The sequence below is a fragment of the Paraburkholderia bannensis NBRC 103871 genome (assembly GCF_000685015.1).
GTDB lineage: Bacteria > Pseudomonadota > Gammaproteobacteria > Burkholderiales > Burkholderiaceae > Paraburkholderia > Paraburkholderia bannensis.
In genome coordinates this window covers 389,270-415,752 of sequence record NZ_BAYA01000001.1, presented here as the reverse complement: position 1 = coordinate 415,752, position 26,483 = coordinate 389,270, and the positions used below count along the sequence as shown (strand labels likewise).

25 protein-coding genes are annotated in these 26,483 nt (G+C 64.4%); 19 read left to right on the top strand and 6 right to left on the bottom strand.

Going from position 1 to position 26,483, the window contains the following annotated elements; all coding sequences use genetic code 11:
• Positions 1–589: 589 nt before the first annotated feature.
• The 3 genes from pbpG to BBA01S_RS01860 all read left to right on the top strand — a co-directional run bounded on the left by pbpG (position 590) and on the right by BBA01S_RS01860 (position 2,877).
• On the top strand, positions 590–1,777 hold the full coding sequence (gene pbpG / locus BBA01S_RS01865) for a D-alanyl-D-alanine endopeptidase (RefSeq protein WP_027814950.1): 1,188 nt from the start codon (positions 590–592) through the stop codon (positions 1,775–1,777).
• A gap of 260 nt (positions 1,778–2,037) precedes the next feature.
• Positions 2,038–2,349: a hypothetical protein gene (locus BBA01S_RS47965; RefSeq protein ID WP_084161708.1), complete on the top strand. Its 312-nt coding sequence runs from the start codon at positions 2,038–2,040 to the stop codon at positions 2,347–2,349.
• 3 nt (positions 2,350–2,352) lie between these two features.
• Positions 2,353–2,877, top strand: a complete 525-nt coding sequence (locus BBA01S_RS01860) for a helix-turn-helix transcriptional regulator (protein WP_027814949.1) — start codon at positions 2,353–2,355, stop codon at positions 2,875–2,877.
• A 43-nt stretch (positions 2,878–2,920) separates the two neighbouring features.
• On the opposite strand, the gene BBA01S_RS01855 is transcribed toward BBA01S_RS01860, so the two are convergent.
• Positions 2,921–3,721, bottom strand: coding sequence for an IclR family transcriptional regulator (locus BBA01S_RS01855; protein WP_027814948.1), 801 nt, complete (start codon positions 3,719–3,721; stop codon positions 2,921–2,923).
• Positions 3,722–3,923: 202 nt separating this feature from the next.
• Between BBA01S_RS01855 and BBA01S_RS01850 the strand changes: the two genes are divergently transcribed.
• From BBA01S_RS01850 to iscX, 12 genes are all read left to right on the top strand, one after another.
• Positions 3,924–4,646, top strand: coding sequence for a (Fe-S)-binding protein (locus BBA01S_RS01850; RefSeq protein ID WP_027814947.1), 723 nt, complete (start codon positions 3,924–3,926; stop codon positions 4,644–4,646).
• A 40-nt stretch (positions 4,647–4,686) separates the two neighbouring features.
• Positions 4,687–6,126 (top strand): lactate utilization protein B, encoded by a 1,440-nt coding sequence (locus tag BBA01S_RS01845; RefSeq protein ID WP_027814946.1) that lies wholly within the window; start codon positions 4,687–4,689, stop codon positions 6,124–6,126.
• A gap of 170 nt (positions 6,127–6,296) precedes the next feature.
• Positions 6,297–6,533: a hypothetical protein gene (locus BBA01S_RS01840; protein ID WP_027814945.1), complete on the top strand. Its 237-nt coding sequence runs from the start codon at positions 6,297–6,299 to the stop codon at positions 6,531–6,533.
• A gap of 135 nt (positions 6,534–6,668) precedes the next feature.
• Positions 6,669–7,151: a low molecular weight protein-tyrosine-phosphatase gene (locus tag BBA01S_RS01835; RefSeq protein ID WP_027814944.1), complete on the top strand. Its 483-nt coding sequence runs from the start codon at positions 6,669–6,671 to the stop codon at positions 7,149–7,151.
• A 177-nt stretch (positions 7,152–7,328) separates the two neighbouring features.
• Positions 7,329–7,862: a Fe-S cluster assembly transcriptional regulator IscR gene (gene iscR / locus BBA01S_RS01830; RefSeq protein WP_027814943.1), complete on the top strand. Its 534-nt coding sequence runs from the start codon at positions 7,329–7,331 to the stop codon at positions 7,860–7,862.
• Between the two features lie 70 nt (positions 7,863–7,932).
• The gene (locus BBA01S_RS01825; RefSeq protein WP_027814942.1) at positions 7,933–9,156 is read left to right on the top strand and encodes an IscS subfamily cysteine desulfurase; all 1,224 of its coding nucleotides are present in this window, start codon (positions 7,933–7,935) and stop codon (positions 9,154–9,156) included.
• A 104-nt stretch (positions 9,157–9,260) separates the two neighbouring features.
• Positions 9,261–9,665 carry a Fe-S cluster assembly scaffold IscU gene (gene iscU, locus BBA01S_RS01820; protein WP_027814941.1) on the top strand — a complete coding sequence of 135 codons (405 nt, stop codon included), beginning with the start codon at positions 9,261–9,263 and terminating at the stop codon, positions 9,663–9,665.
• Positions 9,666–9,843: 178 nt separating this feature from the next.
• Positions 9,844–10,167: an iron-sulfur cluster assembly protein IscA gene (gene iscA, locus BBA01S_RS01815; RefSeq protein WP_027814940.1), complete on the top strand. Its 324-nt coding sequence runs from the start codon at positions 9,844–9,846 to the stop codon at positions 10,165–10,167.
• Positions 10,168–10,299: 132 nt separating this feature from the next.
• Positions 10,300–10,836, top strand: a complete 537-nt coding sequence (gene hscB / locus BBA01S_RS01810; RefSeq protein WP_027814939.1) for a Fe-S protein assembly co-chaperone HscB — start codon at positions 10,300–10,302, stop codon at positions 10,834–10,836.
• A 133-nt stretch (positions 10,837–10,969) separates the two neighbouring features.
• Positions 10,970–12,841, top strand: coding sequence for a Fe-S protein assembly chaperone HscA (hscA, locus tag BBA01S_RS01805; protein WP_027814938.1), 1,872 nt, complete (start codon positions 10,970–10,972; stop codon positions 12,839–12,841).
• Positions 12,842–13,004: 163 nt separating this feature from the next.
• On the top strand, positions 13,005–13,346 hold the full coding sequence (gene fdx / locus BBA01S_RS01800; protein WP_027814937.1) for an ISC system 2Fe-2S type ferredoxin: 342 nt from the start codon (positions 13,005–13,007) through the stop codon (positions 13,344–13,346).
• A 26-nt stretch (positions 13,347–13,372) separates the two neighbouring features.
• Positions 13,373–13,570, top strand: a complete 198-nt coding sequence (iscX, locus tag BBA01S_RS01795; protein WP_027814936.1) for a Fe-S cluster assembly protein IscX — start codon at positions 13,373–13,375, stop codon at positions 13,568–13,570.
• A 116-nt stretch (positions 13,571–13,686) separates the two neighbouring features.
• Here iscX and BBA01S_RS01790 read toward each other — a convergent pair whose 3' ends face one another.
• The 5 genes from BBA01S_RS01790 to BBA01S_RS01770 form a co-directional block, all read right to left on the bottom strand.
• Positions 13,687–14,418, bottom strand: a complete 732-nt coding sequence (locus BBA01S_RS01790; protein WP_027814935.1) for a glycine zipper 2TM domain-containing protein — start codon at positions 14,416–14,418, stop codon at positions 13,687–13,689.
• A gap of 388 nt (positions 14,419–14,806) precedes the next feature.
• Positions 14,807–16,342 carry a lysine--tRNA ligase gene (gene lysS / locus BBA01S_RS01785; RefSeq protein ID WP_027814934.1) on the bottom strand — a complete coding sequence of 512 codons (1,536 nt, stop codon included), beginning with the start codon at positions 16,340–16,342 and terminating at the stop codon, positions 14,807–14,809.
• A 121-nt stretch (positions 16,343–16,463) separates the two neighbouring features.
• Positions 16,464–17,568, bottom strand: a protein-coding gene (prfB, locus tag BBA01S_RS45650; protein ID WP_156965816.1) for a peptide chain release factor 2 whose coding sequence is annotated in 2 segments (ribosomal slippage) — positions 16,464–17,486 and positions 17,488–17,568 — 1,104 coding nt in all. Because the reading frame shifts where the segments join, the coding sequence is not laid out codon by codon here.
• Between the two features lie 153 nt (positions 17,569–17,721).
• Positions 17,722–19,428 carry a single-stranded-DNA-specific exonuclease RecJ gene (gene recJ, locus BBA01S_RS01775; protein ID WP_027814932.1) on the bottom strand — a complete coding sequence of 569 codons (1,707 nt, stop codon included), beginning with the start codon at positions 19,426–19,428 and terminating at the stop codon, positions 17,722–17,724.
• A gap of 43 nt (positions 19,429–19,471) precedes the next feature.
• Positions 19,472–20,590 (bottom strand): hypothetical protein, encoded by a 1,119-nt coding sequence (locus BBA01S_RS01770; RefSeq protein ID WP_027814931.1) that lies wholly within the window; start codon positions 20,588–20,590, stop codon positions 19,472–19,474.
• Positions 20,591–20,925: 335 nt separating this feature from the next.
• Between BBA01S_RS01770 and BBA01S_RS01765 the strand changes: the two genes are divergently transcribed.
• From BBA01S_RS01765 to BBA01S_RS01750, 4 genes are all read left to right on the top strand, one after another.
• Positions 20,926–22,179 carry a lipoprotein-releasing ABC transporter permease subunit gene (locus BBA01S_RS01765; protein WP_027814930.1) on the top strand — a complete coding sequence of 418 codons (1,254 nt, stop codon included), beginning with the start codon at positions 20,926–20,928 and terminating at the stop codon, positions 22,177–22,179.
• Entirely contained in the window at positions 22,172–22,903 is a 732-nt protein-coding gene (locus BBA01S_RS01760) for an ABC transporter ATP-binding protein (protein ID WP_027814929.1), read from the top strand. Before BBA01S_RS01765 ends, BBA01S_RS01760 begins: the two co-directional genes overlap by 8 nt.
• 28 nt (positions 22,904–22,931) lie before the next feature.
• The gene (locus tag BBA01S_RS01755; protein ID WP_027814928.1) at positions 22,932–23,720 is read left to right on the top strand and encodes a TatD family hydrolase; all 789 of its coding nucleotides are present in this window, start codon (positions 22,932–22,934) and stop codon (positions 23,718–23,720) included.
• Between the two features lie 102 nt (positions 23,721–23,822).
• On the top strand, positions 23,823–26,387 hold the full coding sequence (locus BBA01S_RS01750; protein ID WP_027814927.1) for a ComEC/Rec2 family competence protein: 2,565 nt from the start codon (positions 23,823–23,825) through the stop codon (positions 26,385–26,387).
• Positions 26,388–26,483: the final 96 nt, after the last annotated feature.

The window sequence follows — 26,483 nt, the reverse complement described above, 5'->3', positions numbered from 1 at the left end:
AAGTTTTATTAAACAAATACTTATGCTCACGGCATGAGGGTGCGAACGGGCTCTGCGCGGAGCTGCGGCATAGCGTCCTTTGACGATTTTGCTTCGCGCCTTGCCTGACAAGGATGCGCATATGCGCGCTGGTTCTGGCAAGATTGAGTCTGACGGCGCAAGGTGGCGTTTTTTGCCTGCGCCGTACGGCTTCCATGCAGGCGCTGTCAGGGAATGCACTATGGTGCGTACACCAGATTCCTACATGGAACGTTAAGGCGTTATTGCAGTCGAACAGCGCGTCGCGTGGTTCGGCGGCACGGATGTCAGAGCAACGTCCTCGGTATTTATCCCACATAAAGTTATCCATGACGCGCGCCGTTAATGCGTAGGTGACAGCAAACGTTGTCCGCGTGTTGTTGCGTATGGCGCGGCAGGGTGGGGCCGTCCGGTCGATTGTCTGACTTCATCGAATGCGTGAAGTACATTGGTCTGCTTAATCACGAACCAGACTTCGGTTTAACGAGTAGCCATAAGTGCTTCAATTTGCGAATTTTTCGTGGTTTTACTACACTTGGCGTACGATCCCGCCGCTTCATCCAGAACACCAATGAAATCCGACAAGCTCCTGTCGTTCAAACTGGTGCCCTCATCGGTTGTCAGCACCGCGCTGTCGGTCGCTGTTTCCGTGGCCATCAGTGCGACGCTGCTAGCGCCCGAGGGCGCTTTTGCTGCGTCGCAGAACACTGCCGCCGCTAAGACGGCGAAGGCCAAGAAGGCCACCAAGAAGGTTGTGAAGGCCGACGCCGCACCTGCAAAGGTTGCGAAGAAGGCGGGCGCAGCGCGTACCGTCGCGGCAGCCAAGGACGACGATGCGCGTCCGACGGCGAAAAAGCGCCGCGTCAGCTACACGATGAATGGCCGGCACCACACGGCTGTGCGCCGTGTTGCGTTCGAGCCGCGCCAGCCGACCGTCGGTCAGGCATTCGGCCTGCATGAGACGCCGGACTCGCTGATGCTGCGCTCGGGCGTGGCCTACGTGGTCGACCAGAACTCGCTGGAACCGCTCTTCGACAAGAATTCGCACGCGGTGGTGCCGATCGCCTCGATCTCGAAACTCATGACCGCAATGGTCGTGCTCGATTCGAAGGCGCCGCTCACCGAGCAGATCGAAGTCACGGACGAAGACCGCGATTACGAGAAGAACACGGGCTCGCGCCTGTCGGTGGGCTCGGTGCTGTCGCGCGAAGACATGCTGCACATCGCGCTGATGGCGTCGGAAAACCGCGCCGCTGCCGCGCTGTCGCGTTATTACCCGGGCGGCCGTCCGGCCTTCATCGCGGCGATGAACGCGAAGGCCAAGCAGCTCGGCATGACCGACACGCATTTCGAGAACTCGACCGGTCTGACGAGCCACAATGTGTCGACCGCACGCGATCTCGTGAAGATGGTGAACGCGGCGTACCAGTATCCGATGATCCGCCAGTTCTCGACCGATCACAGCTACGACGTGAACACGGGCAAGCGCACGCTGGCCTATAACAGCACGAACGCGCTGGTGCGCAACTCGTCGTGGGATATCGGCTTGCAGAAGACCGGCTTCATCAATGAAGCGGGCGAATGCCTTGTCATGCAGTCCACGATCCATGGCCGTCCGGTCATCATGGTTCTGCTCGATTCGAGCGGCAAGTATTCGCGTTTCGCCGATGCGACCCGTGTGCGCACGTGGCTCGACAACGGCGGTGCTGACCAGCAGCCGCGCATCACGAGCGCGGACGCAGGCGGAGCGGGCACCTGATACGCCTCGCCTGAGTTATCGAGTTTTCGAACGCCCCGCCATTGCGGGGCGTTTGTTTTTTGCGGCCCGCCCAGGCGCTCTTAGGCCATCCGGCTAGCTGTTTGAGACGCGATCCCATCAGCAGAATCTTCAGTGTTTCGCCACGCGCTGCCCGGCCGGGTAGCGCGAATTGTCCGCCCTGCCCATTTCGTTAGAAGCGTTCGAAGTTTGATGGTTGTCAATTGACAACTGCGGGGGCGGTGCATACACTGAGTTCGCCAATGAGACGATCGCATCCAAAGAAAGAGATCGAGGCAGCACTGACTTACGCCGAGGCAAAAGGTTGGTTAGTACGACCAGGCAAAGGCAATGGCCATGCATGGGGAAGACTTTATTGCCCGTCCAGGCAGGCAGATTGCCGCTGCGGGGAATTCTGCATCACGAGCATCTGGAGCACTCCTCGTAATGCAGGCAACCACGCGCATCTGCTGAAACGCGTGGTCGATAACTGCACGGCGGCGCGTGTCGGTGCGCAGGCCAGACCACTCGCGCCGCCCGCACCTCCCGTGCGAGCCGCAACAGAACAGGAGTGACACATGAACTACGTATTCACGCTTAAGTACCAACTGGCACCCGACGATTGCGATCAGGAGCAACTGGTCGAGCGCCTCGCGCAAGCAGGCTGCGACGACGCGACCATCGGCGTGGGGCTGCCGGGCCGCATCGCGCTGGCGTTCGCGCGTGACAGCGCAAGCGCCTGGGAAGCCATCTACACGGCGTTGCAGAATGTGAAGGAGGCGGTGCCGTCGGCGCGCCTTGTCGAAGCCGCGCCGGACTTCGTCGGCTTGACCGATGTGGCGGATCTGACCGGCATGTCGCGGCAGAACATGCGCAAGCTGATGCTCGCGCATTTTGCCGATTTCCCGCAGCCGGTACACGAGGGCAGTCCGTCGCTCTGGCATCTGGGCGACATCCTGACGTGGCTCAGTGCGCGCGAGGGCTATAGCATCGACGCCGCGTTGCTCGATACGGCGTGCACGGCGAAGCAGGTCAATCTGGCGAAGGACGCGCGCGAAGTCGATGCGCGCGTCAAACGGCAGTTGGCCGAGCTTGTCGCTTGAAGGGAGGTCGAGGTGCTGAGGTGAAGTGCTGAGGCGAAGTGCCTCAAGCGGGCTGCACGTGGCCTTCGGCCGGTTCGGCGTGGTAGCCGAGCGATTCCGAGATCGTGAGCGCCGTCTTGCTCAATTGGCCCAGCCACGAATCCTGAAGGCGGTCAGCCGGAGCGGAGAGCGACAGGCCCGCTACCAGTTTGCCGGTATCGTCGTAGATGCCCGCCGCAATGCAGCGCACACCCAGTTCGAGTTCTTCGTTGTCGCGTGCACAGGACTCCTGGCGCACGTGCGCAAGTTCGCGCTCGAGCCGGCTCAGGTCGGTAATGCTGTTGCGCGTGTGGCCCGACAGGCCGGTGCGCGTGGCGTAGGCGCGTACGCGGGTCGCTTCGTCGGCGGCCAGAAAGAGCTTGCCGACCGAAGTCAGGTGCAGCGGCGCACGGCCGCCAATCGCGCGCACCACCTGCATGCCGGAGCGCTCCGAATACGCGCGCTCGATATAGACGATTTCGTCGCCCTGGCGCACGGAGAGATTCACGGTCTGGCCCGTGAGTCGATGCAGTTCGCGCATCGGTGAAAGCGCTGCGTCGCGCACCGAAAGCCGCGCCTTGACGAGGTTGCCCAGCTCCAGCAGGCGCATGCCCAGGCGATAGGTGCCCGGATCCGAGCGATCGACCAGGCGGCAGCTCACCATGTCGTTGAGAATGCGGTGCGCGGTGGACGGATGCAGTTCCGTGCGTTGCGCGAGTTCTTTCAGGCTGACCGGATCGGTATGTGCGGCGAGCGCATCGAGGAGGCGCATCATGCGCTCGATCACCTGAATCGAGGTCTTCGGATCTGGATTGGTGTCGGTCATGGGGGCGTATTCCGGATACAGATTCGTGTGACGCGGGAAGGGTGCGAAAGGCAGAAATTCATTGTATCTCGTATTGTGAAAAAAGTAAGCGTCTAGCGGAAAGCGACTGCTGCATTGCGGCAGAGCCGGCCTGGGAGAGTCCAGCGTTGGTGGCACAAGCGAAACATCGGATAATCGGGGACGGTTTTCAGGAGAATTTCCAATGCGAGTCGGTCTGTTCGTCACCTGTCTCATCGACACCATGCGTCCCGAAATCGGCTTTTCGACGCTCAAATTGCTCGAAGAGGCCGGATACGAAGTGGTCGTGCCGCCTGCCCAGACGTGCTGCGGGCAGCCGGCCTACAACTCCGGCGAACGCGCACTGGCACGCGATCTCGCGGAAAAGACGCTGCGCGAATTCGAGCAGTTCGACTACGTGGTGGTGCCTTCGGGATCGTGTGGCGGCATGATCCGCGTGCATTTTGGCGATCTGTTTCGTGACGACCCCGAACTCATGGCGCGCTACGGCAAGCTGCGCGAGCGCGTGTTCGAATTGACGGACTTTCTCGTGAACGTCGCGCGCGTGACGTTGCCCGAGGGCGAATTACGTGGGCCGGTCACGTATCACGACTCGTGCGCGGGCCTGCGGGAGCTGGGCGTCAAGGCGCAGCCGCGCGAACTTCTGGCGCAGCGCGGCGTGCAGGTGCAGGAGATGAAGGATTGCGAGCATTGCTGCGGCTTTGGCGGCACGTTCGCGGTCAAATACGGTGCAATCTCGACTGCAATCGCCGATGAGAAATGCATGAACGTGCAGGCGAGCGGTGCGGGCGCTGTCGTTCTCGGCGATCTGGGCTGCATGCTGAATATAGAAGGGCGCCTGCGCCGCACCGGCGACCACAGTACGCGCGTGTTGCACATCGCCCAGGTGCTGGCCGGCGACATCTAACAACCGTCGGTCACTACGAAAACTCACGCCCTCACACGCCATGCAAGTCACCTCGATGCAGTTCAAGGCGCGCGCCGGCCAGAAGCTGGCCGATCAGCGTCTGCAACACAACCTCAAGAAGCTCTCGACCAAGTTCGTCAGCGCGCGTGCGGAAGCGATCACGGCGATCGACTTCGAGGCGACGCGCGCCGCGCTCAAGGAGCGCCGCAATCGCGCGCTAGAGAATCTCGACGCCTGGATCGAGCAGTTCGAAGCCGAGGCGACCCGGCGCGGCGTGACGGTGCTGTTCGCCGAAACGGCGAAGGACGCGGCAAAACTGGTCGCTGACATCGCGCGCCGCCACGAGGTGCGCAAGGTCATCAAGACGAAGTCGATGGTGTCCGAGGAGATGCAACTCAACACCGTCCTCGCGGAGATGGGCGTGCAGTCCATCGAAACCGACCTGGGCGAGTACATCCTCCAGATCAACAACAACGAACCGCCAAGCCACATCATTGCGCCCGTCGTCCACAAGGATAAGGACGAGATCGCCGATCTTTTCGCGCGCACGCACGACAAGCCGCGCCTGACCGAGATTCCCGACATGACGCGCGAGGCGCGCGAAGTCCTGCGGCCGCATTTTCTCTCGGCGGATATGGGCGTGACGGGCGGCAACTTCCTCGTCGCGGAGACCGGTTCGGTCGTGGTGGTGACGAACGAGGGCAACGAAGGCATGTGCACGGTCATGCCGCGTGTTCACGTGGCCGTCACCGGTATCGAAAAAGTCCTGCCGACGCTCGAAGACCTTGCCACGGCCATGCGCCTGCTGCCGCGCTCGGCGACAGGGCAGGCGACTTCGAACTATTTCTCGATGCTCACCGGCCCGCGCGGCGCGGGTGACCAGGACGGCCCGGAACATATGTATGTCGTGCTCGTCGATGGCGGGCGTACCGGGCTGATCGGCGGCGAGTTCCAGGAAATGCTGCGCTGTATACGATGCGGCGCGTGCATGAACCATTGCCCGGTCTATCAAAAGGTGGGTGGTCACGCGTACGGCTGGGTCTATCCGGGGCCGATGGGTTCGGTGCTGACGCCCAGCTATGTGGGCATCGACAAGACACTCGACTTGCCGCAGGCGGCGACGCTGTGCGGCGAGTGCAACAGCGTTTGCCCGGTGGGGATTCCGCTGTCCGACCTGCTGCGCAAGTTGCGCGAAAAGCAGACGGAGCGCCGTCTGCGGCCGTGGCGCGAGCGCGCGGCGCTGGCTGCGTGGGGCTGGCTGGCGCTGCATCCGACAGCCTATGGCCTGCTTGCCAAACTGGGTGTGCGGATTCTGGAGCGCATGGGCGGCTCGGGGCGCTTGATCCGCAAGCTGCCGTTCGCGCGCGGCTGGACTGATGGCCGCGATATGCCGGCGCCCGTCGGGCGGACGTTCCGCGAGCTGTACGCGGCGCGGCACACCCATCTGGACGCGAACGTCCAGAAGCGCAGGCCATCGTAAAGCGACGTCTCTGCGTGGGCGTCGTCAACCCCAATGGAGCCACTGTTTAATCTGCGACAACAGTGTGTTCGGCTTTACCGGGTTTTTCCTCATTGCGATCCTCTATATCATTTGGACTGGCGATAGTGCGTCTGAAACTCATCGCCCCACAGTCGATAGAGAGTCGCATCATGAAAAAGAAAATAGTGGTGTATTGGCCGCTGGCACTGATCGTGCCCCTTGCGGCAATCGCATGGATGCATGCGTGGAATACCGCCGAGCAGCAGTTCCCCCTGGCCGCCGATCAAGTGAGCGCCGAGTTGGCGCGCGCCGTGTCGTACGGGCTGGTCGACGATGGCGCGCAGATGAAAGCGCCGGTAAAGACGCTGCGTAGCGCCGCGCCGTTGCCGCAAGCCAGCGCAATCTGAACGGCGCCTGCCCGCCGAGTCGCGCCAAGCGCGTAAATCGTGCGCTTTGTATAATCGTGGATTCGCCGCTCGTCGATCCAGCTGGCTAGTTGGGTTGGCGGCCTGAACGATCGCCCAATCCGGGATGTCCTGGTGATGAAAAAGGTTTCCGTTTGCTTCGTCTGTCTTGGCAACATCTGTCGCTCGCCCACGGCTGAGGCCGTGATGCGGCAGCTTGTCGACGAAGCGGGTCTGGCCGATCGCCTGCTGGTCGATTCGGCGGGGACGGGCAACTGGCACATCGGCGAGGCGCCCGATGAACGCGCCCAGCGTGCGGGCAGCAAGCGCGGTTACGATCTCGCGGTGCTGCGCGCCCGCCAGATCGCCGCAGAGGATTTCGACGCATTCGACCTGATCGTCGCGATGGACGATGCCAACGTCACGGCGTTGCAGCAGGTCGCGCCGGCATCCGGACGCGACAAGATCCGCCTGCTGATGGAGTTCGCGCCGAATGCACCGGAGCGCGTGGTAACCGACCCTTATTTTGGCGGCGAAGCAGGTTTCGAGGCGGTGCTCGATCAATGTGAGGCAGCCTGCCATGGTTTGCTGGCGGCTTTGCGCCCGCAACTCGTGGATTGAGGCGGGCAGGAGACGTAAGTAGCAGTGAACGTGACGGCGCACCCCAATGTTCGTTTTGCGTCGTTTTCCCTTTTCGTCAGGCGCGTAATAACCCGGATCGCGGCACGGATACTTGACTAAACTAGTCATGTATTTATACTTGACGAAAATTGTCGAGAATTGCGGTTCCCCTACATCATGAGACTCACCACTAAAGGCCGTTTCGCCGTTACGGCGATGATCGACCTGGCCCTGCGCCAGGAGCAGGGCCCGGTGACGCTTGCGGGTATCAGCCAGCGCCAGCACATTTCGCTGTCGTACCTCGAACAGCTGTTCGGCAAGCTGCGCCGTCATGAAATCGTCGAATCGGTTCGCGGGCCGGGCGGCGGCTACAACCTCGCGCGTCGCGCCGAGGACGTCACGGTCGCGGACATCATCATCGCCGTGGACGAGCCGCTCGACGCCACCCAGTGCGGCGGCAAGGGCGCCTGCGAAGGCACCAAGCAGCACGACGGCCACTGCATGACGCACGAACTCTGGTCGACGCTGAACCAGAAGATGGTCGAGTACCTCGATTCGGTCTCGCTCAAGGATCTGGTGGACAAGCAGCGCGCCCGCGAAGGCGCCGCGCCCACCGTCCTGCGCGACCGCCGCAGCGAGGCGCCCGCGGTCGAGCCCGTCAGGGCCGTGCCGCTCGGGCCGAACTCGATCTTCAACATGGCGAGTTCATGAGCGCAGCCAGCGCCGCAAGATAGCAGGACACACAGTACACGCGCAGCACCCAGATTCCCCGGAGCGATAGATGAATAACGATATTCCCCACCTGCCCATCTACATGGACTACAGCGCGACGACGCCGATCGATCCGCGCGTGGTGGACAAGATGATTCCGTACCTGCGCGAGCAGTTCGGCAATCCGGCGTCGCGTAGCCACGCCTACGGCTGGGACGCGGAACGTGCAGTCGAGGAAGCGCGCGAGCAGGTCGCCGCGCTCGTCAACGCCGATCCGCGCGAAATCATCTGGACCTCCGGCGCAACCGAATCGGACAACCTCGCGATCAAGGGTGCCGCGCACTTCTACAAGAGCAAGGGCAAGCACATCATCACGGTGAAGACCGAGCACAAGGCTGTGCTCGACACCTGCCGCGAACTCGAGCGCGAAGGCTACGAAGTCACGTATCTGAGCGTCAAGGATGACGGTCTGATCGACCTCGACGATTTCAAGGCTGCGATCCGTCCCGACACGATCCTCGTTTCCGTGATGCACGTGAACAACGAGATCGGCGTGATCCAGGACATCGAGACGATCGGTGAGATCTGCCGCGAAAAGGGCATCATTTTCCACGTTGACGCTGCGCAATCGACGGGCAAGGCGCCCATCGACCTGCAAAAGCTCAAGGTCGACCTGATGTCGTTCTCGGCGCACAAGACCTACGGCCCGAAGGGCATCGGCGCGCTGTACGTGCGTCGCAAGCCGCGTATCCGTATCGAAGCGCAGATGCACGGCGGCGGTCACGAGCGCGGCATGCGTTCGGGCACGCTGGCTACGCACCAGATCGTCGGCATGGGCGAAGCGTTCCGCATCGCGCGTGAAGAGATGGCCACGGAAAACGAACGCGTGCGCATGCTGCGCGACCGTCTGCTCAAGGGCCTCTCGGAAATCGAAGAAACCTACGTGAACGGCGACATGGAAAAGCGTGTCCCGCACAACCTGAACATCAGCTTCAACTTCGTCGAAGGCGAATCGCTGATCATGGCGGTCAAGGACGTGGCGGTGTCGTCGGGTTCGGCTTGCACGTCGGCGTCGCTGGAACCGTCATATGTGCTGCGCGCGCTCGGCCGCAACGACGAACTGGCGCACAGCTCGATCCGCTTCACGGTGGGCCGTTTCACGACCGAGCAGGACGTCGACTACGTCATCAACCTGCTGAAGACGAAGATCGCCAAGCTGCGCGAGCTGTCGCCGCTGTGGGAAATGCACCAGGACGGCATCGACCTGTCGACCATCCAGTGGGCAGCGCACTAAGCGCCTCTCACTGAACAGACAGGCAAGCGAATCTCGACCCGGCCGCAGCGCAAACTGGCAGATCACTGCATGCAGCGCGGCCAACGAATTGAAGGAGTGTGATCATGGCATATAGCGACAAGGTTCTGGACCACTACGAAAACCCGCGTAACGTCGGCTCGTTCTCGAAGGACGACGATGCAGTCGGTACGGGCATGGTCGGCGCACCGGCTTGCGGCGACGTGATGAAGCTGCAGATCCGCGTGGGCGCGGACGGCGTGATCGAAGACGCGAAGTTCAAGACCTATGGCTGCGGCTCGGCAATCGCCTCAAGCTCGCTCGTCACGGAATGGGTCAAGGGCAAGACGCTCGACCAGGCGCTCGACATCAAGAACACGCAGATCGCCGAAGAACTGGCGCTGCCGCCGGTGAAGATCCACTGCTCGATCCTCGCGGAAGACGCGATCAAGGCAGCGGTCGCCGACTACAAGCAACGCCACACGGCAGAAGCAAAGGTCGACGCAGCATAAAGCCCAAGCGCGACTGCGGTCGCGCAAGCGGGCGGGACGGCGGCGCGCTCTCAGGGGCGCCGCTGTGGAATGAACGATCTGGATGCAGGCAAGCCTGCGCCGCGTCGTGATGAAGCGGGCGTAAGTTCAGGATTGAAGGCGCACTGCGGCGCACGACATGGAGTAGGGCGAAAACGTTATGGCAATCTCGTTGACTGAAAAAGCAGCACAGCACGTGCAGAAGTACCTGGTTCGTCGCGGCAAGGGCGTGGGCTTGCGCCTGGGCGTGCGTACGACGGGCTGCTCGGGTCTTGCGTACAAGCTCGAATACGTCGACGAGCTCGCGCCGGAAGACAACGTGTTCGAAAGCTTTGGCGTGAAGGTCATCGTCGATCCGAAGAGTCTTTCGTACATCGACGGCACGCAGCTCGACTTCGTGCGTGAAGGCCTCAATGAGGGCTTCAAGTTCAATAACCCGAATGTGAAGGACGAGTGCGGTTGCGGCGAGTCCTTCCGCGTGTAAGCCTGCGCGTTGCGCTGAAAAGGCGGCCTGTGCCGCCTTTTTGATTTTTCGAAGCGGCTTTCGTTGCCTTAATCGCTGCCTGAATGGCCGCCTGAGCTGCGGCTTCAAGATCCCACCAGAACGTTCAATCCGATGGCCTCGCTCTCTTCGCTTTCCGACAGCCACTTCGTGCTCTTTGGCCTGTCCGAGCAGTTCGCGCTCGACGCCGACGCGCTCGATCACGCCTATCGCGCCGTGCAGGCGCAGGTGCACCCCGACCGCTTCGCGGCGGCGGGCGAGGCGCAAAAGCGCGTCGCGATGCAGTGGGCCACGCGCGCGAACGAGGCGTACCAGACGCTGCGCGACCCGCTCAAGCGCGCGAAGTACATGCTGCATCTGCGCGGCATCGACGTCGGCGCCGAGAACAACACGGCGATGGAGCCGGCGTTCCTGATGCAGCAGATGGAGTGGCGCGAGGCGATCGAAGATGCGGTGGGCGCGAAGAACGTCGATGCACTCGACGCGCTCGCAAGCGACCTGCGCGACGACGAGCGCGTGCGGCTGGCGAAGCTCGGCGCGCTGCTCGATAGCGGCTCGAACCAGCCGGCGGCGGAAGCGGTGCGGCAACTCATGTTCATCGAGCGCGTGGCGGCCGAAGTCGATACGCAGATCGAGCGGCTGGAAGGCTGAAGCGCGAGCGCATAGCGGCGCCAGGCGCAGCGACGAATAATACGTAGAACCCCAGATACAGGACGGAGCCGCGCGGCGCGCGCACGATGCGCGCAACCACGGCCCCAAATAGATCAGAGCGATCAGACAGAAGATGGCATTACTGCAAATCTCCGAACCCGGCATGGCGCCGGCGCCGCACCAGCGGCGGCTGGCGGTCGGCATCGACCTCGGCACGACGAACTCGCTGGTCGCCGCGGTGCGCAGCGGCGTGGCCGATGTGCTGCCCGACGAAGACGGCCACGTGCTGCTGCCGTCCGTCGTGCGCTACCTGGCCAACGGCGGCCGCCGCATCGGTCGCGCGGCCAAGGCCGAAGCGGCCACCGATCCGCGCAACACCATCGTATCGGTCAAGCGCTTCATGGGCCGCGGCAAGGCCGACGTCGAAGGCGCGGCCAACGCGCCTTATGAATTCGTCGATGCGCCCGGCATGGTGCAGATCCAGACCATCGACGGCGTGAAAAGCCCGGTCGAAGTCTCGGCGGAAATCCTCGCGACGCTGCGTCAGCGCGCCGAAGATTCGCTCGGCGACGATCTGGTCGGCGCGGTCATCACGGTGCCCGCGTACTTCGACGAAGCGCAGCGCCAGGCGACCAAGGACGCCGCGCGTCTGGCCGGCCTGAACGTGCTGCGCCTGCTCAACGAGCCGACCGCAGCGGCGATCGCTTACGGCCTCGACAACGGTTCGGAAGGTCTCTACGCGGTCTACGACCTCGGCGGCGGCACCTTCGACCTGTCGATCCTCAAGCTCACGAAGGGCGTGTTCGAAGTGCTGGCGGCGGGCGGCGACTCGGCGCTCGGCGGCGACGATTTCGACCATGCCGTGTTCGCTTACGTGCTGGAGCAAAGCGGCATCGAACGTTCGGCGCTTGCGCCCGAAGACGTGCGCCTGTTGCTCGACCGCGCGCGCGACGCGAAGGAAGCGCTGTCGTCCGCGCCTGAAGCGCGCATCGAACTCACGCTGTCGAACGGCGCGGCGATTGCCGTGACGATCGACGAAGCGCGTTTCGAAGCGCTCACGCAGGCGCTCGTGCAGCGCACGCTCGTGCCGACTAAAAAGGCGCTGCGCGACGCGAAGGTCGCGTCGAAGGACGTCAAGGGTGTGGTGCTGGTTGGCGGCGCGACGCGCATGCCGGTGATTCGCCACGCTGTCGAACAGTTCTTCGGCCAGGCGCCGCTCACGAATCTCGATCCCGACCAGGTGGTGGCGCTCGGCGCGGCGATCCAGGCCGATCTGCTCGCGGGCAACCGCGGCGGCGACGACGACTGGCTGCTGCTCGACGTGATCCCGCTGTCGCTGGGTGTGGAGACGATGGGCGGCCTCGTCGAGAAGATCATTCCGCGCAACTCGACCATTCCGGTCGCGCGCGCGCAGGAATTCACGACCTTCAAGGACGGCCAGACGGCCATGGCGATCCAGGTGGTGCAGGGCGAGCGAGAGCTCGTGGCCGACTGCCGCTCGCTTGCGCGTTTCGAGCTGCGCGGCATTCCGCCGATGGCGGCGGGCGCGGCGCGCATCCGTGTGACCTACCAGGTGGACGCGGACGGCTTGCTGTCCGTGTTCGCGCGCGAGCAGTTGTCGGGCGTGGAGGCGTCAGTGGTGGTGAAGCCGTCCTACGGCCTCGCCGATGACGACATCGCCCGGATGCTCGAAGACAGCTTCAAGACCGCTGATATCGACATGCGCGCCCGCGCGTTGCGCGAAGCGCAGGTCGAAGCGCAGCGCGTGATCGAAGCGACGCAATCGGCGCTGGCCGCCGACGGCGAACTGCTCGACGACGCCGAGCGCGCGGAACTCGACAAGCTGGTGACGGCGCTTGCGCAGATCGCGCAGGGCGAGGACACCGACGGCATCGAAGCGGCCACCAAGGCGCTGGCCGAAGGCACCGACGAGTTTGCGGCACGCCGCATGGACAAGGGCATCAAGCGCGCGCTGGCGGGCAAGAAGCTCGACGAGATCGGTTAAGCGCGCTGAAAGCGCGATGACTAGCGCATCGAGAAGCGCATCGGGAAGCACCCACGCTCTGCGTGCTTTCCCGATGCAGCGAAGCGCGCGACGCCAGTAGAATGGGTGTGCCCCGGTAGGCGGGGCGCGCCCGATATGACAAGTTTTGGATACGGAAATCAGAATGCCTCAAATCGTGGTGCTGCCCCATGTCGAACTGTGCCCCGAGGGCGCGGTGATCGACGCCAAGCCGGGTGAGAGCGTGTGCGACGCGCTGCTGGAACACGGCATTGCAATCGAACACGCCTGCGAAAAGTCGTGTGCCTGCACAACCTGTCACGTGATCGTGCGCGAAGGCTTCAACGCGCTCGAGCCGTCGGAAGAACTCGAAGACGACCTGCTCGACAAGGCATGGGGTCTGGAGCCCACTTCGCGGCTGTCGTGCCAGGCGCTCGTGCCGGCCGAGGATGACCTCGTGGTCGAGATTCCGCGTTACTCGATCAATCACGCGAAGGAAAATCACTGATCCATCCCAAAGAGGAGCGCGCAGCCATGAAATGGACCGATACGCAGGACATCGCAGTGGCGTTGACGGACACCCATCCGGAAGTCGACCCACAGTATGTGCGCTTCACTGATCTGCATCGCTGGATCACCGAACTCGAGGGCTTTGACGACGATCCCGAGCGTTCGAACGAAAAAATCCTCGAAGCGATTCAGGCGGCATGGATCGAGGACGCGGGCTACTGATCGTAGCTACTGATCATTACTGATCGCGCGTTTTCGCAGCAAGCATGAAAAAGGCGATTCACCTTTCGGGTGAATCGCCTTTTGTGTTTCTGGCGCTGGATTGAGCTAGCTCATGCTCAAGCGGCTGCGAGCGAACCGTGTTCGATCCGCACGCGCTGGCCCTGCTGGAACGGCGGCGCTTCGTGATAGGTGAAGTAGCGCGTCTTGCCGTTGTCCATACGCACGCGCACCGAGTAGGCGGTCGTGCTGCGCAGATGTTTCTCAACCGAATTCCCGGCAAGACCACCACCCAGCGCGCCGAGCAGCGTCATGGCCGTGCGGCCATTGCCCGCGCCGAACTGGTTGCCGACCACGCCGCCCGCCACCGCGCCACCCACCGCGCCGATACCGGTGCCGTGGCCTTCCGTACGCGTGGCGGAAATCCCTTCGACGACGCCGCACGATGCGCAAGCGGCCGGTTGCGGCTGCGCCTGCTGGGCGTATTGCTGTTGTTGCGGCGCGTATTGCGGCTGCGGTACGGCCTGCACTTGTTGCTGCTGAGCGGGCGCCGGTTGCTGCGGCTCGGCGGGCGCGTTGTTCTGCGCGTATTGCGCATTCGTCGACGGCGTCGCTGCGCGCGTGGAGTCGACCACCGGCTGGGACGCCATCATGGTCGTCTGGCCGGTCTGCGTTTGCGCGTTTTGCTCGGCGTTGCTGGAGGCTTTCGGGAACACGCCGGTGATGGCGGCCGTTGCCGCGAGGCTCGCGACGATCACAGCGCCCGCCGCCGTGGCGACGAGAGGGTGAATGCGGCGGTTCGAACTTGCCGGCGTGGTCTGTGTGGTCAGTTTCGGATCAGGATTGTTCATGACAGGCTCCGTCTTTTGCAGAGTTGGCTCAGGGTAAGACCGGTGAATCTGGTCGAAGCAGTGTGAGCCAATCCCGCGACCCGGGCGTTTCAATTTGTAACCCATCGTGCGCGGCGGCGACGAGGAACGAGGACAGTGCCGATGAACCTCGAATCGACCTCGCTGCGCAGCCTTGCATGGCGTGGATTCCCGTGGATGCGCAATTGATATGCCCAGTGCCGGGGCGAGCCAGGATGGCAGCTTTTACCGCTGGTTACAAACAATTGACAATCGCGAGCGCCCGGACAGAAGCGCCGAAACAAAAGAAACGGGGCGCATGCGGCGTGAACCGCATGCGCCCCGTCTGGCGCGTCGCCCTCGCGAGAGGGCGGCGTAGTCCGTCAATGACTTAGTCTTCGCGGCGCAGGTGCGGGAAGAGAATGACGTCGCGGATGCTCGGGCTGTCGGTGAGCAGCATCACCAGACGGTCGATGCCGATACCGCAGCCGCCCGTCGGGGGCATGCCGTATTCGAGCGCGCGAATGTAATCGGCGTCGTAGAACATCGCTTCTTCGTCGCCGGCGTCCTTTTGCTCGACCTGCTTCTTGAAGCGCGCGGCCTGGTCTTCCGGATCGTTCAGCTCCGAGAAGCCGTTGGCAATTTCGCGGCCCGTGATGAAGAGCTCGAAACGCTCAGTGATGCCCGGCAGCGTGTCCGATGCGCGCGCGAGCGGCGAGACTTCGATCGGATAGTCGATGATGTAGGTCGGTTCCCACAGCTGCGATTCGGCGGTCTCTTCGAAGAGGGCCAGTTGCAGCGCGCCCACGCCTGCGTTGAGGAACTGCGGTTGGTTCGCGTCCACGCCGAACTTCTTCAGTTCAGTGCGCAGGAACGCAGCATCGGCGAGCTGTTCGGTCGTGTATTGCGGCGCGAACTTCTGGATTGCCTGCACGATCGTCAGACGATGGAACGGCTTCGACAGGTCGAGTTCGCGACCCTGATAGGTCAGCGTGGCGCTGCCGCGCGCGTCGATGGCGGCCTGGCGGATCAGCTGTTCCGTGAAGTCCATCAGCCACGTGTAGTCCGTGTACGCGGCGTAGAACTCCATCATCGTGAATTCCGGATTGTGACGCGGCGAGACGCCTTCGTTACGGAAATTCCGGTTGATTTCGAACACGCGCTCGAAGCCGCCCACGACGAGGCGCTTCAGGTACAGCTCGGGCGCGATACGCATGTACATCTGCATATCGAGCGCGTTGTGGTGCGTGACGAACGGCTTGGCCGCCGCGCCGCCCGGGATCGGGTGCAGCATCGGCGTTTCGACTTCCATGAAGTTCGCGTCCGACATGAAGCGGCGCACCGACGAGATCGCCTTGGTGCGCGCCACGAACGTGTCGCGTGCTTCCGGCGTGACGATCAGGTCGACGTAACGCTGGCGATAGCGCATTTCCTGGTCCGACAGGCCATGGAACTTGTCCGGCAGCGGGCGCAGCGACTTCGACAGCAGGCGCAGTTCGGTGACGCGCACCGACAGCTCGCCCTTGTTGGTGCGGAACAGCACGCCCTTCGCGGCGACGATGTCACCGAGGTCCCACTTCTTGAAGGCGTCGTAGGTCGTGTCGCCCACGTCGGCGGGCGTGATGAAGAACTGGATCTGGCCCGAGCCGTCGCGCACCGTCGCGAAGCTTGCCTTGCCCATCACGCGCTTGAGCATCATGCGACCGGCGATGGCGACTTCGAGCGGATTCGCTTCGAGGGCGTCTTTGTCCGTATCGGCGTGGTCGCGTTGCAGGTCGGCGGCGTGGTGAGTGGGGCGGAAGTCGTTCGGGAAGGCGACGCCCGCCTCGCGCAGCGCGCGCAGTTTCTCGCGGCGCTCGGCGATGATCTGGTTGTCGTCGATGTCGGGCGCGGCGCTGGGCGCGTTCTGCTGGGTCGGTTCGGTCATGATGGCTCGGGTTCTTTGAGTTCGGTTCCCGCAGCGCCGCGCATCGTGACGATGCGGGGCTGAGGAAGAGGGCGGCAACCGCTTGGCGGCGCCGCCGTGGCGCATAAAGGCTTAAACGCTGTTACACGCCCTGTTTCAGGCTTGCGCTGATGAAGGCGTCGAGATCGCCGTCGAGCACGGCCTTGGTATTGCTGATTTCGACGTTGGTGCGCAGATCCTTGATACGGCTGTTGTCGAGCACGTAGGAGCGGATCTGGTGGCCCCAGCCCACGTCCGACTTGCCCGCTTCGAGCTTGTCCTGCTCCGACTGGCGCTTGCGCATTTCGGCTTCATAGAGGCGCGATTTGAGCATGGCCATGGCTTCGGCGCGGTTGCGGTGCTGCGAGCGGTCGTTCTGGCACTGCACGACGATGCCCGACGGCACGTGCGTGATACGCACGGCGGAATCGGTCTTGTTGATGTGCTGACCGCCCGCGCCCGAAGCGCGGTAGGTGTCGATGCGCAGATCGGCCGGATTGACTTCGATCTCGAACGAATCGTCGATTTCCGGATACACGAACACCGACGAGAACGACGTATGACGCCCGCCCGACGAGTCGAACGGCGACTTGCGCACGAGACGGTGAATGCCGGTTTCGGTGCGCAGGAAGCCGTAGGCGTACTCGCCTTCGACCTTGATCGTTGCGCTCTTGATGCCGGCGACGTCGCCTTCCGATTCTTCGAGCACTTCGGTCTTGAAGCCCTTGCGCTCGCAGTAACGCACGTACTGGCGCAGCAGCATGGAGGCCCAGTCGCAGGCTTCGGTGCCGCCGGCGCCGGCCTGGATGTCGATGAAGGCGTTATTCGGGTCGGCTGGGTTCGCGAACATGCGGCGGAACTCGACGTCGGCGACGCGTGCTTCGATCGCTTGCGCATCGGCTTCGATGGAGACGAGCGTGTCTTCGTCGCCTTCTTCGCGCGCCATCTCGAAGAGATCCTGGGTGTCGCGCGTGTCGTTCTCGATACCGTCGAGCACGTGCACGACGCCTTCGAGCAGCTTCTTTTCCTTGCCGAGACCCTGCGCGTGCTTCGCGTCGTTCCAGACGTTGGGGTCTTCGAGTTCGCTATTGACTTCGACGAGCCGTCGGGCTTTTACGTCGTAGTCAAAGATACCCCCGTAGCTCGCCCGCGCGTGAGCGCAGGTCCGCCAAAAGGGCTTCGATCGCGTTGAGACGTTCCGCTTCCATTTTTGTCGTGATCCGGCGTGTAAAACACGCAATTATAGCCGATTGAGCATGGCTTGGCCCGGCCTCCAGCCCGCGCGGAGGAGGGCGCGGGCCAGTTTTGGCGCGATGCGGGGATCAGGATGGAAGCGGAGTCGAAGCGGACGTATGAGAGGGTCAGAGCGCCGCGTGTTCCACGACCAGTTGCACGCGCGAAACGCCGTTCCAGGTGTCGCGCACGAGGCGGTAGGCGACGGTGGTGTGCTGCGGCAGCGTTTCGGTGTGGTTGAACCAGATCGCGTTGAAGCGCTGGCGCCCGCGCAGCAGTTGCAGCTTCAGGTGCTTGTCCTTCACGAGTGCCTGCGACGCGACCTCGAATTCGCCCGAGAAAACCGGCGCCGGAAAGCCCTGGCCCCAGACCGCCGCATCGAGCATCTCGACGAAATCGGGCGTGAAATAGGCGTCTTCCAGATCGCCGTCGGTTTCTACGGTGCGTGCGAGCGCTTCGGCGCTGAGCCACTCGCGGCCCACGCGCTCGAATGCCTCGGCGAAGCGCGGCACGTCGGCGGCGGCGAGCGTCATACCCGCGGCCATCGCGTGGCCGCCGAACTTGTGGATCAGGCCCGGCTCGCGCTTGGAGATCAGGTCGATGGCGTCGCGCAGATGGAAGCCGGGGATCGAGCGGCCCGAGCCTTTCACGATATCGCCGTTGTCGTCGGCGGGTGCGAAGGTGAAGGACGGGCGGTGGAACTTCTCCTTGAGCCGGCCCGCGACGATGCCGATGACGCCCTGGTGCCAGCCTTCGTTGAAGAGCGTGATCGTGGCGTTGCCTTGCGGATCGACGTCGGCGAGATCCGCGAGCGCCTGCTGTTGCATGCCCGCTTCGATCTCGCGGCGTTCGCGGTTCATCCCGTCGAGCTGCTGGGCGAGCTCCCACGCGCGGCCCGCGTCGTCGGTGGTCAGCAACTCGATGCCGAGCGACATGTCCGAAAGCCGGCCCGCCGCGTTCAGACGCGGCCCGAGCGCAAAGCCCATGTCGAAGCCCGAAGCGGTCTTCGCTTCGCGGCCCGAAGCGCGGAACAGCGCCGCGATACCCGGCTGCATACGGCCATTGCGGATACGCTGCAAGCCTTGCGCGACCAGCACGCGGTTGTTGCTGTCGAGCTTGACGACGTCGGCGACGGTGCCCAGCGCCACCAGGTCGAGCAGGCCGTCCAGGCGCGGCTCGGGGCGCTCTTCATTGAACGCGCCGCGCTTGCGCAGCTCGGCGCGCAGCGCGAGCAGCGTGTAGAACATCACGCCCACACCGGCGATGCACTTGCTCGGAAACTCGCAGCCCGGCTGGTTCGGATTGACGATGGCGCGCGCGTCCGGCAGCGTGTCGCCGGGCAAATGGTGATCGGTCACGAGCACTTCGATGCCCAGTTCGTTCGCGGCTTCCACGCCTTCGACGCTGGCGATGCCGTTATCGACGGTGATCAGCACATCGGGCGGCCCGCCTTTGCGCTGTGCGGCGAGCGCGACGATCTCGGGCGTCAGGCCGTAGCCGTATTCGAAGCGGTTCGGCACCAGATAGTCGATCTGCGCGCCCATCATGCGCAGGCCGCGCACGGCCACCGCGCAGGCGGTCGCGCCGTCGCAGTCGTAGTCGGCGACCACCAGCATGCGGCAGTCCGCTTCGAGCGCGTCGGCGAGCAGTTCTGCGGCTTCGGCGAGTCCCTTCATGCCCGCAGGCGGAATCAGGCGGGCGAGGCCGGTCTCGATGTCGTCGGGCTGGCACACGCCGCGCGAGGCGTAGAGCCGGGCGAGCACCGGATGCAGGCCGTGGCGGATCAGCGCTTCGGTATCGGCGGGGGAACAGGCGCGGGTGACGATTCGGGTCATGCGAGGGCGCTTTTAGCGTGAAGTGAAACGATTATTCGAACGGTTATTCGATGAACAGCGACGCGAATTCGCGGCGTCGCCAGAATTTGCGCAGATCGCCGCGCGTGGCGTTGAGCGTCACCGATCCCGTGTCGCCGCACAGCGTCACGCCCAGTTCGGCCAGTTCGCCGTTTTCGATGGCGGCCAGGGCGGGCGCGAACCAGTCGCGCTCCAGCTGGGCGAAGGCGGCGTTCCAGCGGCCCCAGTCCTGCTGGATATAAGCGGCGGAGAACGGATCGAGCTCGATGAGCGTCGCGCCCGAGCTGATGCCGTTTGCAGCAGTCTGTTCGTTGAACGTCGCGGGCACCGCGCCGAGTTCCGCGCCCGAAGCGAGCGCGAGGCCGCGCGTGGCGGCGGCGTCCGAGCGCACGCGCGCGAACGCACGCTGCACGGGCCGTATTGCGCCTTGAGCGTGGAACCAGATCGAGTTGACGGCGGGCAGGCCGCGCGCCTCGCGCGCTTCGTTGACGGGGTGCTCGAACCAGGCCATCTGCACTTCGTTCTGCACCTTCATCCAGGTGCGCGAGCGCTGGCCGGAATGCGCTTCGTGCGGCAGCCAGATTTCGATATTGCGGCCGCTGGCGCGCAGCGGCGACGCGCCCGCGAGCGTGCCGAACTGATCGCTCGACAGGTACCAGCGCTGCGGCGTGGGCGCTTCGACCCGGATGCCGAGTTCCTCGATCAGCGGCTTCGCGACTGCGTAGAGCGCAGCGGCGTCGGCGTCGGTGAGTCCGAGCGAGGCGGGGTCGATCAGCACCAGATGGTCGTGCGCGATGCGTACGTGCACCGGCTGGATGCAGGCCCAGGTGGCGTCGCCGGGCGCGCCGCCGTCGGCGAGCAGCATCCACGGGGCGAGCGGCGCTTCGTCGTCGGCGGCCGCGCCGTTCGACCTGGCAGCCGAACCTGGCGTTGCCGCGCCGAACGCGCGTGCCACCCAGCGTTCGTGCGGCAGAGTGCGCTGGAAGTCCTCGCCGATCACCTGGTCGCCCAGGCGAGCGCGCGCAATCAGCTTCGACAGCGCTGGGTAATGGAGGCCGGCGAGGGCGGTGGACGCCACGGCCGCCGAGGGCAGCGCGAACGGGACGAGAAGATGGAGACGGTCGGCAGGCATGATGGAGCGCATTGTACTTCGGAGCCGGGTGCGCGAGGCTCGGAACTCCGGGCGCGGGGATCTGTGCAAAATGCGTCGCGCTCGCGTAGATCCATACAAATCAGCGGCTTACAAACGCACTGATACAAAATCGCGCGGCACCTGTGTGCGGCTTGCGCGTCCAATTACCGGAGCGCGAAGCGAGGCGCCCATCGCCGGTCGCCATGCCGCAAAGTCCTTCAGGGGGCGGTAGTGTGGCAAACTTCGCGCTTGATCGCCGATCTGCTCCGGCACGCAATATTGTGAAATGCGCCGCGAATGCGCCTCGCATCGACGAAGCAGAAGCAACGAAGCACAAAAGGATTCGCTTGAAACTTCCCTACGAATGGCAGATAGGCTGGCGCTACACGCGCGCTGGCAAGCGCACGACCGGCAACGGTTTCATCTCGTTCATCGCGCTGATTTCGATGTCGGGCATTGCGCTCGGCGTCGCGGCGCTGATCGTCGTGCTCTCGGTGATGAACGGCTTCCAGCGCGACGTGCGCGACCGCATGCTGTCCGTGCTCGCCCACGTCGAGATCTTCTCGCCGACGGGCTCGATGCCCGACTGGCAGCTCACGGCGAAGGAAGCCAAGACCAATAACGAGGTGATCGGCGCGGCTCCCTACGTGGACGCCCAGGCGTTGCTCACGCGCGGCGACAGCGTAAGCGGCGTGGCGCTGCGCGGCGTCGAGCCGTCCGAAGAGCCGCAGGTCTCGGACATCGGCAAGGAGATGAAGCTGGGCAGCCTCAACGATCTGACGCCGGGCGGCTTCAATATCGTGCTGGGCGCCGATCTGGCCACGAGTCTGGGCGTGACCGCCGGCGACAAGGTCACGCTGGTCGCGCCCGAAGGCACCATCACGCCGGCCGGCATGCTGCCGCGCCTGAAGCAGTTCACGGTGGTGGGCGTGTTCGAATCGGGGCACTACGAGTACGACAGCACGCTCGCGCTCGTCAATATCCGCGACGCCGAAGTGCTGTATCGCCTTGCCGCGCCCAGTGGCGTGCGTCTGCGCCTGAAGGACATGCAGCGCGCGCCGGCCGTGGCGCGCCAGCTCGTGCACACGCTCTCGGGCGATCTCTACATTCGCGACTGGACGCAGCAGAACAAGACCTGGTTCTCGGCCGTGCAGATCGAGAAGCGCATGATGTTCATCATCCTCACGCTGATCATCGCGGTGGCTGCGTTCAACCTGGTGTCGTCGCTCGTGATGACGGTCACCAACAAGCAGGCCGATATCGCGATTCTGCGCACGCTCGGCGCGCAGCCCGGCTCGATCATGAAGATCTTCGTCGTGCAGGGCGTGACGATCGGCTTCGTGGGCACGGCCATCGGCGTCGCGCTCGGCTGCCTGATCGCGTGGAGCATTCCGTGGCTCGTGCCGATGATCGAGCATCTGCTCGGCGTGCAGTTCCTGCCGCCGTCGGTCTATTTCATCAGTGAGCTGCCCTCGGAACTCGTCCCCGGCGACGTGATCCGCATTGGTTTGATTGCGTTCGTGCTGTCCGCGCTGGCGACGCTTTATCCCAGCTGGCGCGCGGCCAAGGTACGTCCCGCGGAGGCACTGCGTTATGAATGAGCGTCAATCGATTCAAGCCGCGGCGGGCGATTACCCTTATGTGATCGAAGCGCATGGCATTTCTAAGGTATTCGGCCAGGGTGCGCTCTCCGTGCAGGTGCTGCACGACACCGATATCACGGTGAAGCGCGGCGAAAAGCTCGCGATCGTGGGCGCGTCGGGTTCGGGCAAGAGCACGCTGCTGCATGTGCTGGGCGGCCTCGACGAGCCGGGCACCGGCAACGTCAAGCTGCTGGGCAAGCCGTTCACCGAACTCTCCGAGCGCGATCGCAACGACTTGCGTAATCGCGCGCTCGGCTTCGTGTATCAGTTCCACCATCTGCTGCCCGAATTCACGGCGCTCGACAACGTGGCGATGCCGCTGCGGATTCGCCGCATGCCGCAGGAAGCGGCGCGCGCCGAGGCGCTGGCGATTCTTGATCGCGTGGGGCTTGCCCATCGCGCGCGCCATCGTCCAGGCGAGCTGTCGGGCGGCGAGCGCCAGCGTGTGGCCATCGCGCGCGCGCTCGTGACGAAGCCTGCCTGCGTGCTGGCGGACGAGCCGACCGGCAACCTCGACGGCGGCACGGCGGACAACGTCTTCAATCTGATGATGGAGCTGTCCGACCAGTTCGACACGAGCTTCGTGATCGTCACGCACGACGCCGATCTGGCGGCGCGCTGCGACCGCATCGTGCGTCTGCGCGACGGCATGCTGCACGAAGAACCGGTCGTGCCGGTTTAAGCGGCGCGGTTTTTAGCGCGGGCCAGTCATGTGGATCGATACGCATTGCCATCTCGACGCCGGTGAGTTCGACGCAGACCGCGATGCGGTTGCGTCGAGCGCGCGCGCAGCAGGTGTGTCGCGCATCGTGATTCCGGCGGTCGCGCGCGAAAATTTCGACACCGTGCGCGCGCTTGCGCATCGCACGCCCGGCGCGGTCTACGCGCTGGGCATCCATCCCCTCTACACGCCGAATGCGCGCGATGAAGACCTCGTCGAACTGCGCACGCAGATCGAGGCGAGTCTCGGCGATCCGAGGTTCGTCGGCATCGGTGAAATCGGTCTCGATTTTTTCGTGCCGGGTCTCGATGAGACGCGGCAACAGCACTTTTATGACGCGCAACTGAAGCTTGCGCGCGAGTTCGAGCTGCCGGCCATCTGTCACGTGCGCAAGTCGCAGGACAAGGTGCTCGCGGGCTTGCGCCGCAATGGCGTGCGCAGCGGGATCGCGCATGCGTTCAACGGCAGTTTTCAGCAGGCCAATGCGTTTATCGAGCAGGGCATGCATCTGGGCTTTGGCGGCAACACGACGTTCGAGCGCGCGTTGCAGATCCGCCGTCTTGCGGAGCAGTTGCCGCTGGAAGCGATCGTCATGGAAACCGACGCGCCCGATATCTCGCCGTCCTGGCTCTACAAGCAGCGCAACACGCCGGATCAGGTGCCGCGCATCGGCGCCGCGCTGGCGGCCTTGCGCGGCATGACGCCCGAGGAACTCGCCCTTGGCACAACGGCTAACGCTGCGGCGGCGCTGCCGCGGCTCGCACTTTCATCTGCATAATTTCCTCGTGAGGTGAGGCGCGTTTTGCGCCTGAAAGCGATGACGTGACGTTGCTTGAACGACGTCACGCGGCTCGCGTTTTGCCTCGGGCGAGGAGGGGCGATGCGGGCTGTGTGGTGCGGATTTGCGCTGGGCGTGATCGTGTTGCAGCGTCAGGCGAACTTGCCTCGCGCGGGCGTATGGCTCGGCCTTGTACTGGGCGTTGTGCTGCTGATCGCATGGGTCGTTTGGGTGCTGCGCGCCGATGACGATGAGCGCGGCACGCGCGCGGCTCGGGTTGCTTCGGCGTGGCTGGCGATCTGGCTGGCTTCGGTTTGTGTCGGCTTCGGTTACGCGGCGTGGCGTGCGGAACTGCGTCTCGCGCAAACACTCCCCGCTGCGTGGCAGAAGCGCGATATCGAAGTGACCGGCCATATCGCGCGCATGCTTGCCCAGGATGCGGCGGCTGCGAGCTTTCTGTTTTCGGTCGAGTCGTGGGGCGTGCTGGGCTCCCACGGGAAAACGCTACCGGATCTCCTGCAGTTGAGCTGGGTCGCTCGCGACGCTGCTTTGCCGATGCTCGTGCCTGGAGCGCGCTGGCGGTTGAATGTGCGGCTCAAGCGGCCGCATGCGGAGGGCAACTTTGGCTTGCGCGACGCCGAGGCCACGCTGCTTGCCCGCGGTGTGCGCGCAACAGGTTATGTGAGTGACGAACAACGCGCGACTCGCCTGCTGCCCGACGCGCAGGGCTTGGGTGTGCGCATCGAACGCTCGCGTGCGGCGGTGCGTGCGCGAATCGATAGCGTGCTCGCGCATGAGCCGCATCGAGGCATCGTCATTGCACTGGCAACCGGCGCGCAGGACGCAGTGAGCGACGATGACTGGCGAAGGCTGCGCAACACCGGCACGAGCCACATCGTCGCGATCTCGGGGCTGCATCTGGCGTTCGTCGCCGGGCTGGCGGGCTGGGCTGCGGGCGCGTTCTGGCGGCGCGCGCGCTGGCGAGGCGTCGAAGCGCCGCTCATCGTTCCCGCGCAGCAGGTGGCGGTGGCGGGCGCCGTGGTGGCTGCGGCGGCGTATGCGGCGCTCGCAGGCTTTAATGTACCGGTGCAGCGCGCGCTCTGGATGATCGTGGTCGCGGCGGTGGCGCTGTGGCGCTCGCGCGAAGTGTCGCGCAGCCACGTTCTGGCGTGGGCGCTCGGGCTGGTGCTCGTGCGCGATCCGTGGGCTGTGACCGCGCCCGGTTTCTGGCTGTCGTTCGGCGCTGTGGCTGCGATTCTTTTCGCCGCGAGCGGTGTGCCGCGCGTGCGTCGCGCTGACGATACGGCGCTATCGCCGGACGAACTCGATCCGATGCGCGAGCATGACGCTACACCGGCGCGCGTGGGACGCATTCGAGAGTTTTGCCGCCGCTTCGTTGGCCGTTGGCGCGTGTCTGTCCATCATTTGGCAGGAAGGCTTGCCGATAGCGCCCGCGTCCAATGGGCCGTCACGCTCGCGCTCGCGCCCCTGACCGCGTACTGGTTCATGCAGATCCCCCTGATCGGCCCGCTCGCGAATGCGGGGGCGATCCCGTGGGTGAGCATGTTCGTGACGCCCATGGTGCTGGCTGGCGTGGCGCTGCCCGCGCCGCTCGACGGCTACGCGTGGCACGCGGCGCATACGATGCTGAACGGGCTGCTGGACGTTCTGGGGATGCTCGAAGGCTGGCCGTGGGCCTTGCTTCGCCTGCCGCAGCCGGGCTTCTGGGCGCTGGCTTGCGCCGTCGTCGGCGTCGCCTGGCTGCTTGCACCGCGCGGCTGGCCGTTGCGCTGGCTCGCGCCGTTCATGGGGTTGCCGCTTGTCCTGACATCGCCGGCCGGGCCGCCGCCGGGTGCGTTCAGACTCACGGCGCTGGACATCGGGCAGGGCACGTCGGTGCTGGTCGAGACGGCGCGGCATGCGCTGCTGTTCGACGCGGGGCCTGGGCCCGAGTCCACACACGCGGGCGAGCGCGTCGTCGTGCCTTATTTGCAGACGCACGGCGTAAGGCGGCTCGACACGCTCATGATCAGCCACGACGACTCGGATCATTCAGGCGGCGCGCCCGCCGTGCTCGATGCGGTGCCGGTGCGTGACTTTGTTGCAGGGATCCTCCCGGGCCATCCACTCTGGACGAGCGCGCGCAAGCTGGGCGCGCAGACCGTGCAATGTGCCGCCGGGCAGCGCTGGCAGTGGGACGGCGTGGCGTTCGAGGTGCTCTGGCCCGATCCCGGGCCGCTTGCCGGCAAACCCAACACGCATTGCTGCGTGCTGCGCGTCTCCACCGCGCAGGGCGCCGGGGGCGTGGTCTCCGCTCTGCTTGCCGCCGATATCGAGGCCAGCGCCGAGCGCACGCTGGTCGCCCGTGACGCCGCGGGTCTGCGCTCACAGGTGCTGGTGGTGCCGCACCACGGCAGCCGCACTTCGTCGACTGAACCGTTCCTCGATTCTGTCTGGCCGCTCGTCGCCATATTTCAGGTAGGCTACCTGAACCGTTTTCATCACCCGCAATCCGGCGTCTACGCGCGCTACGTCTCGCGCCATATCGTGCTTGCGCGCAGCGACGCCGATGGTGCCGTGCGCATCGAAGCCGCGCCAGGTTCGCTTGCCGTCGAACGCTTTCGCGATACGCAGCGGCGGTACTGGATGGACACGGTGAATGAGTGACGCGATGAGTAACGCATTCGGTAACACAAGTTCGCGCCGCAGCACGACCAACAAGACCAACAAGACAAACAAAGGCAGCAGGCGAGGCGCGGGTTG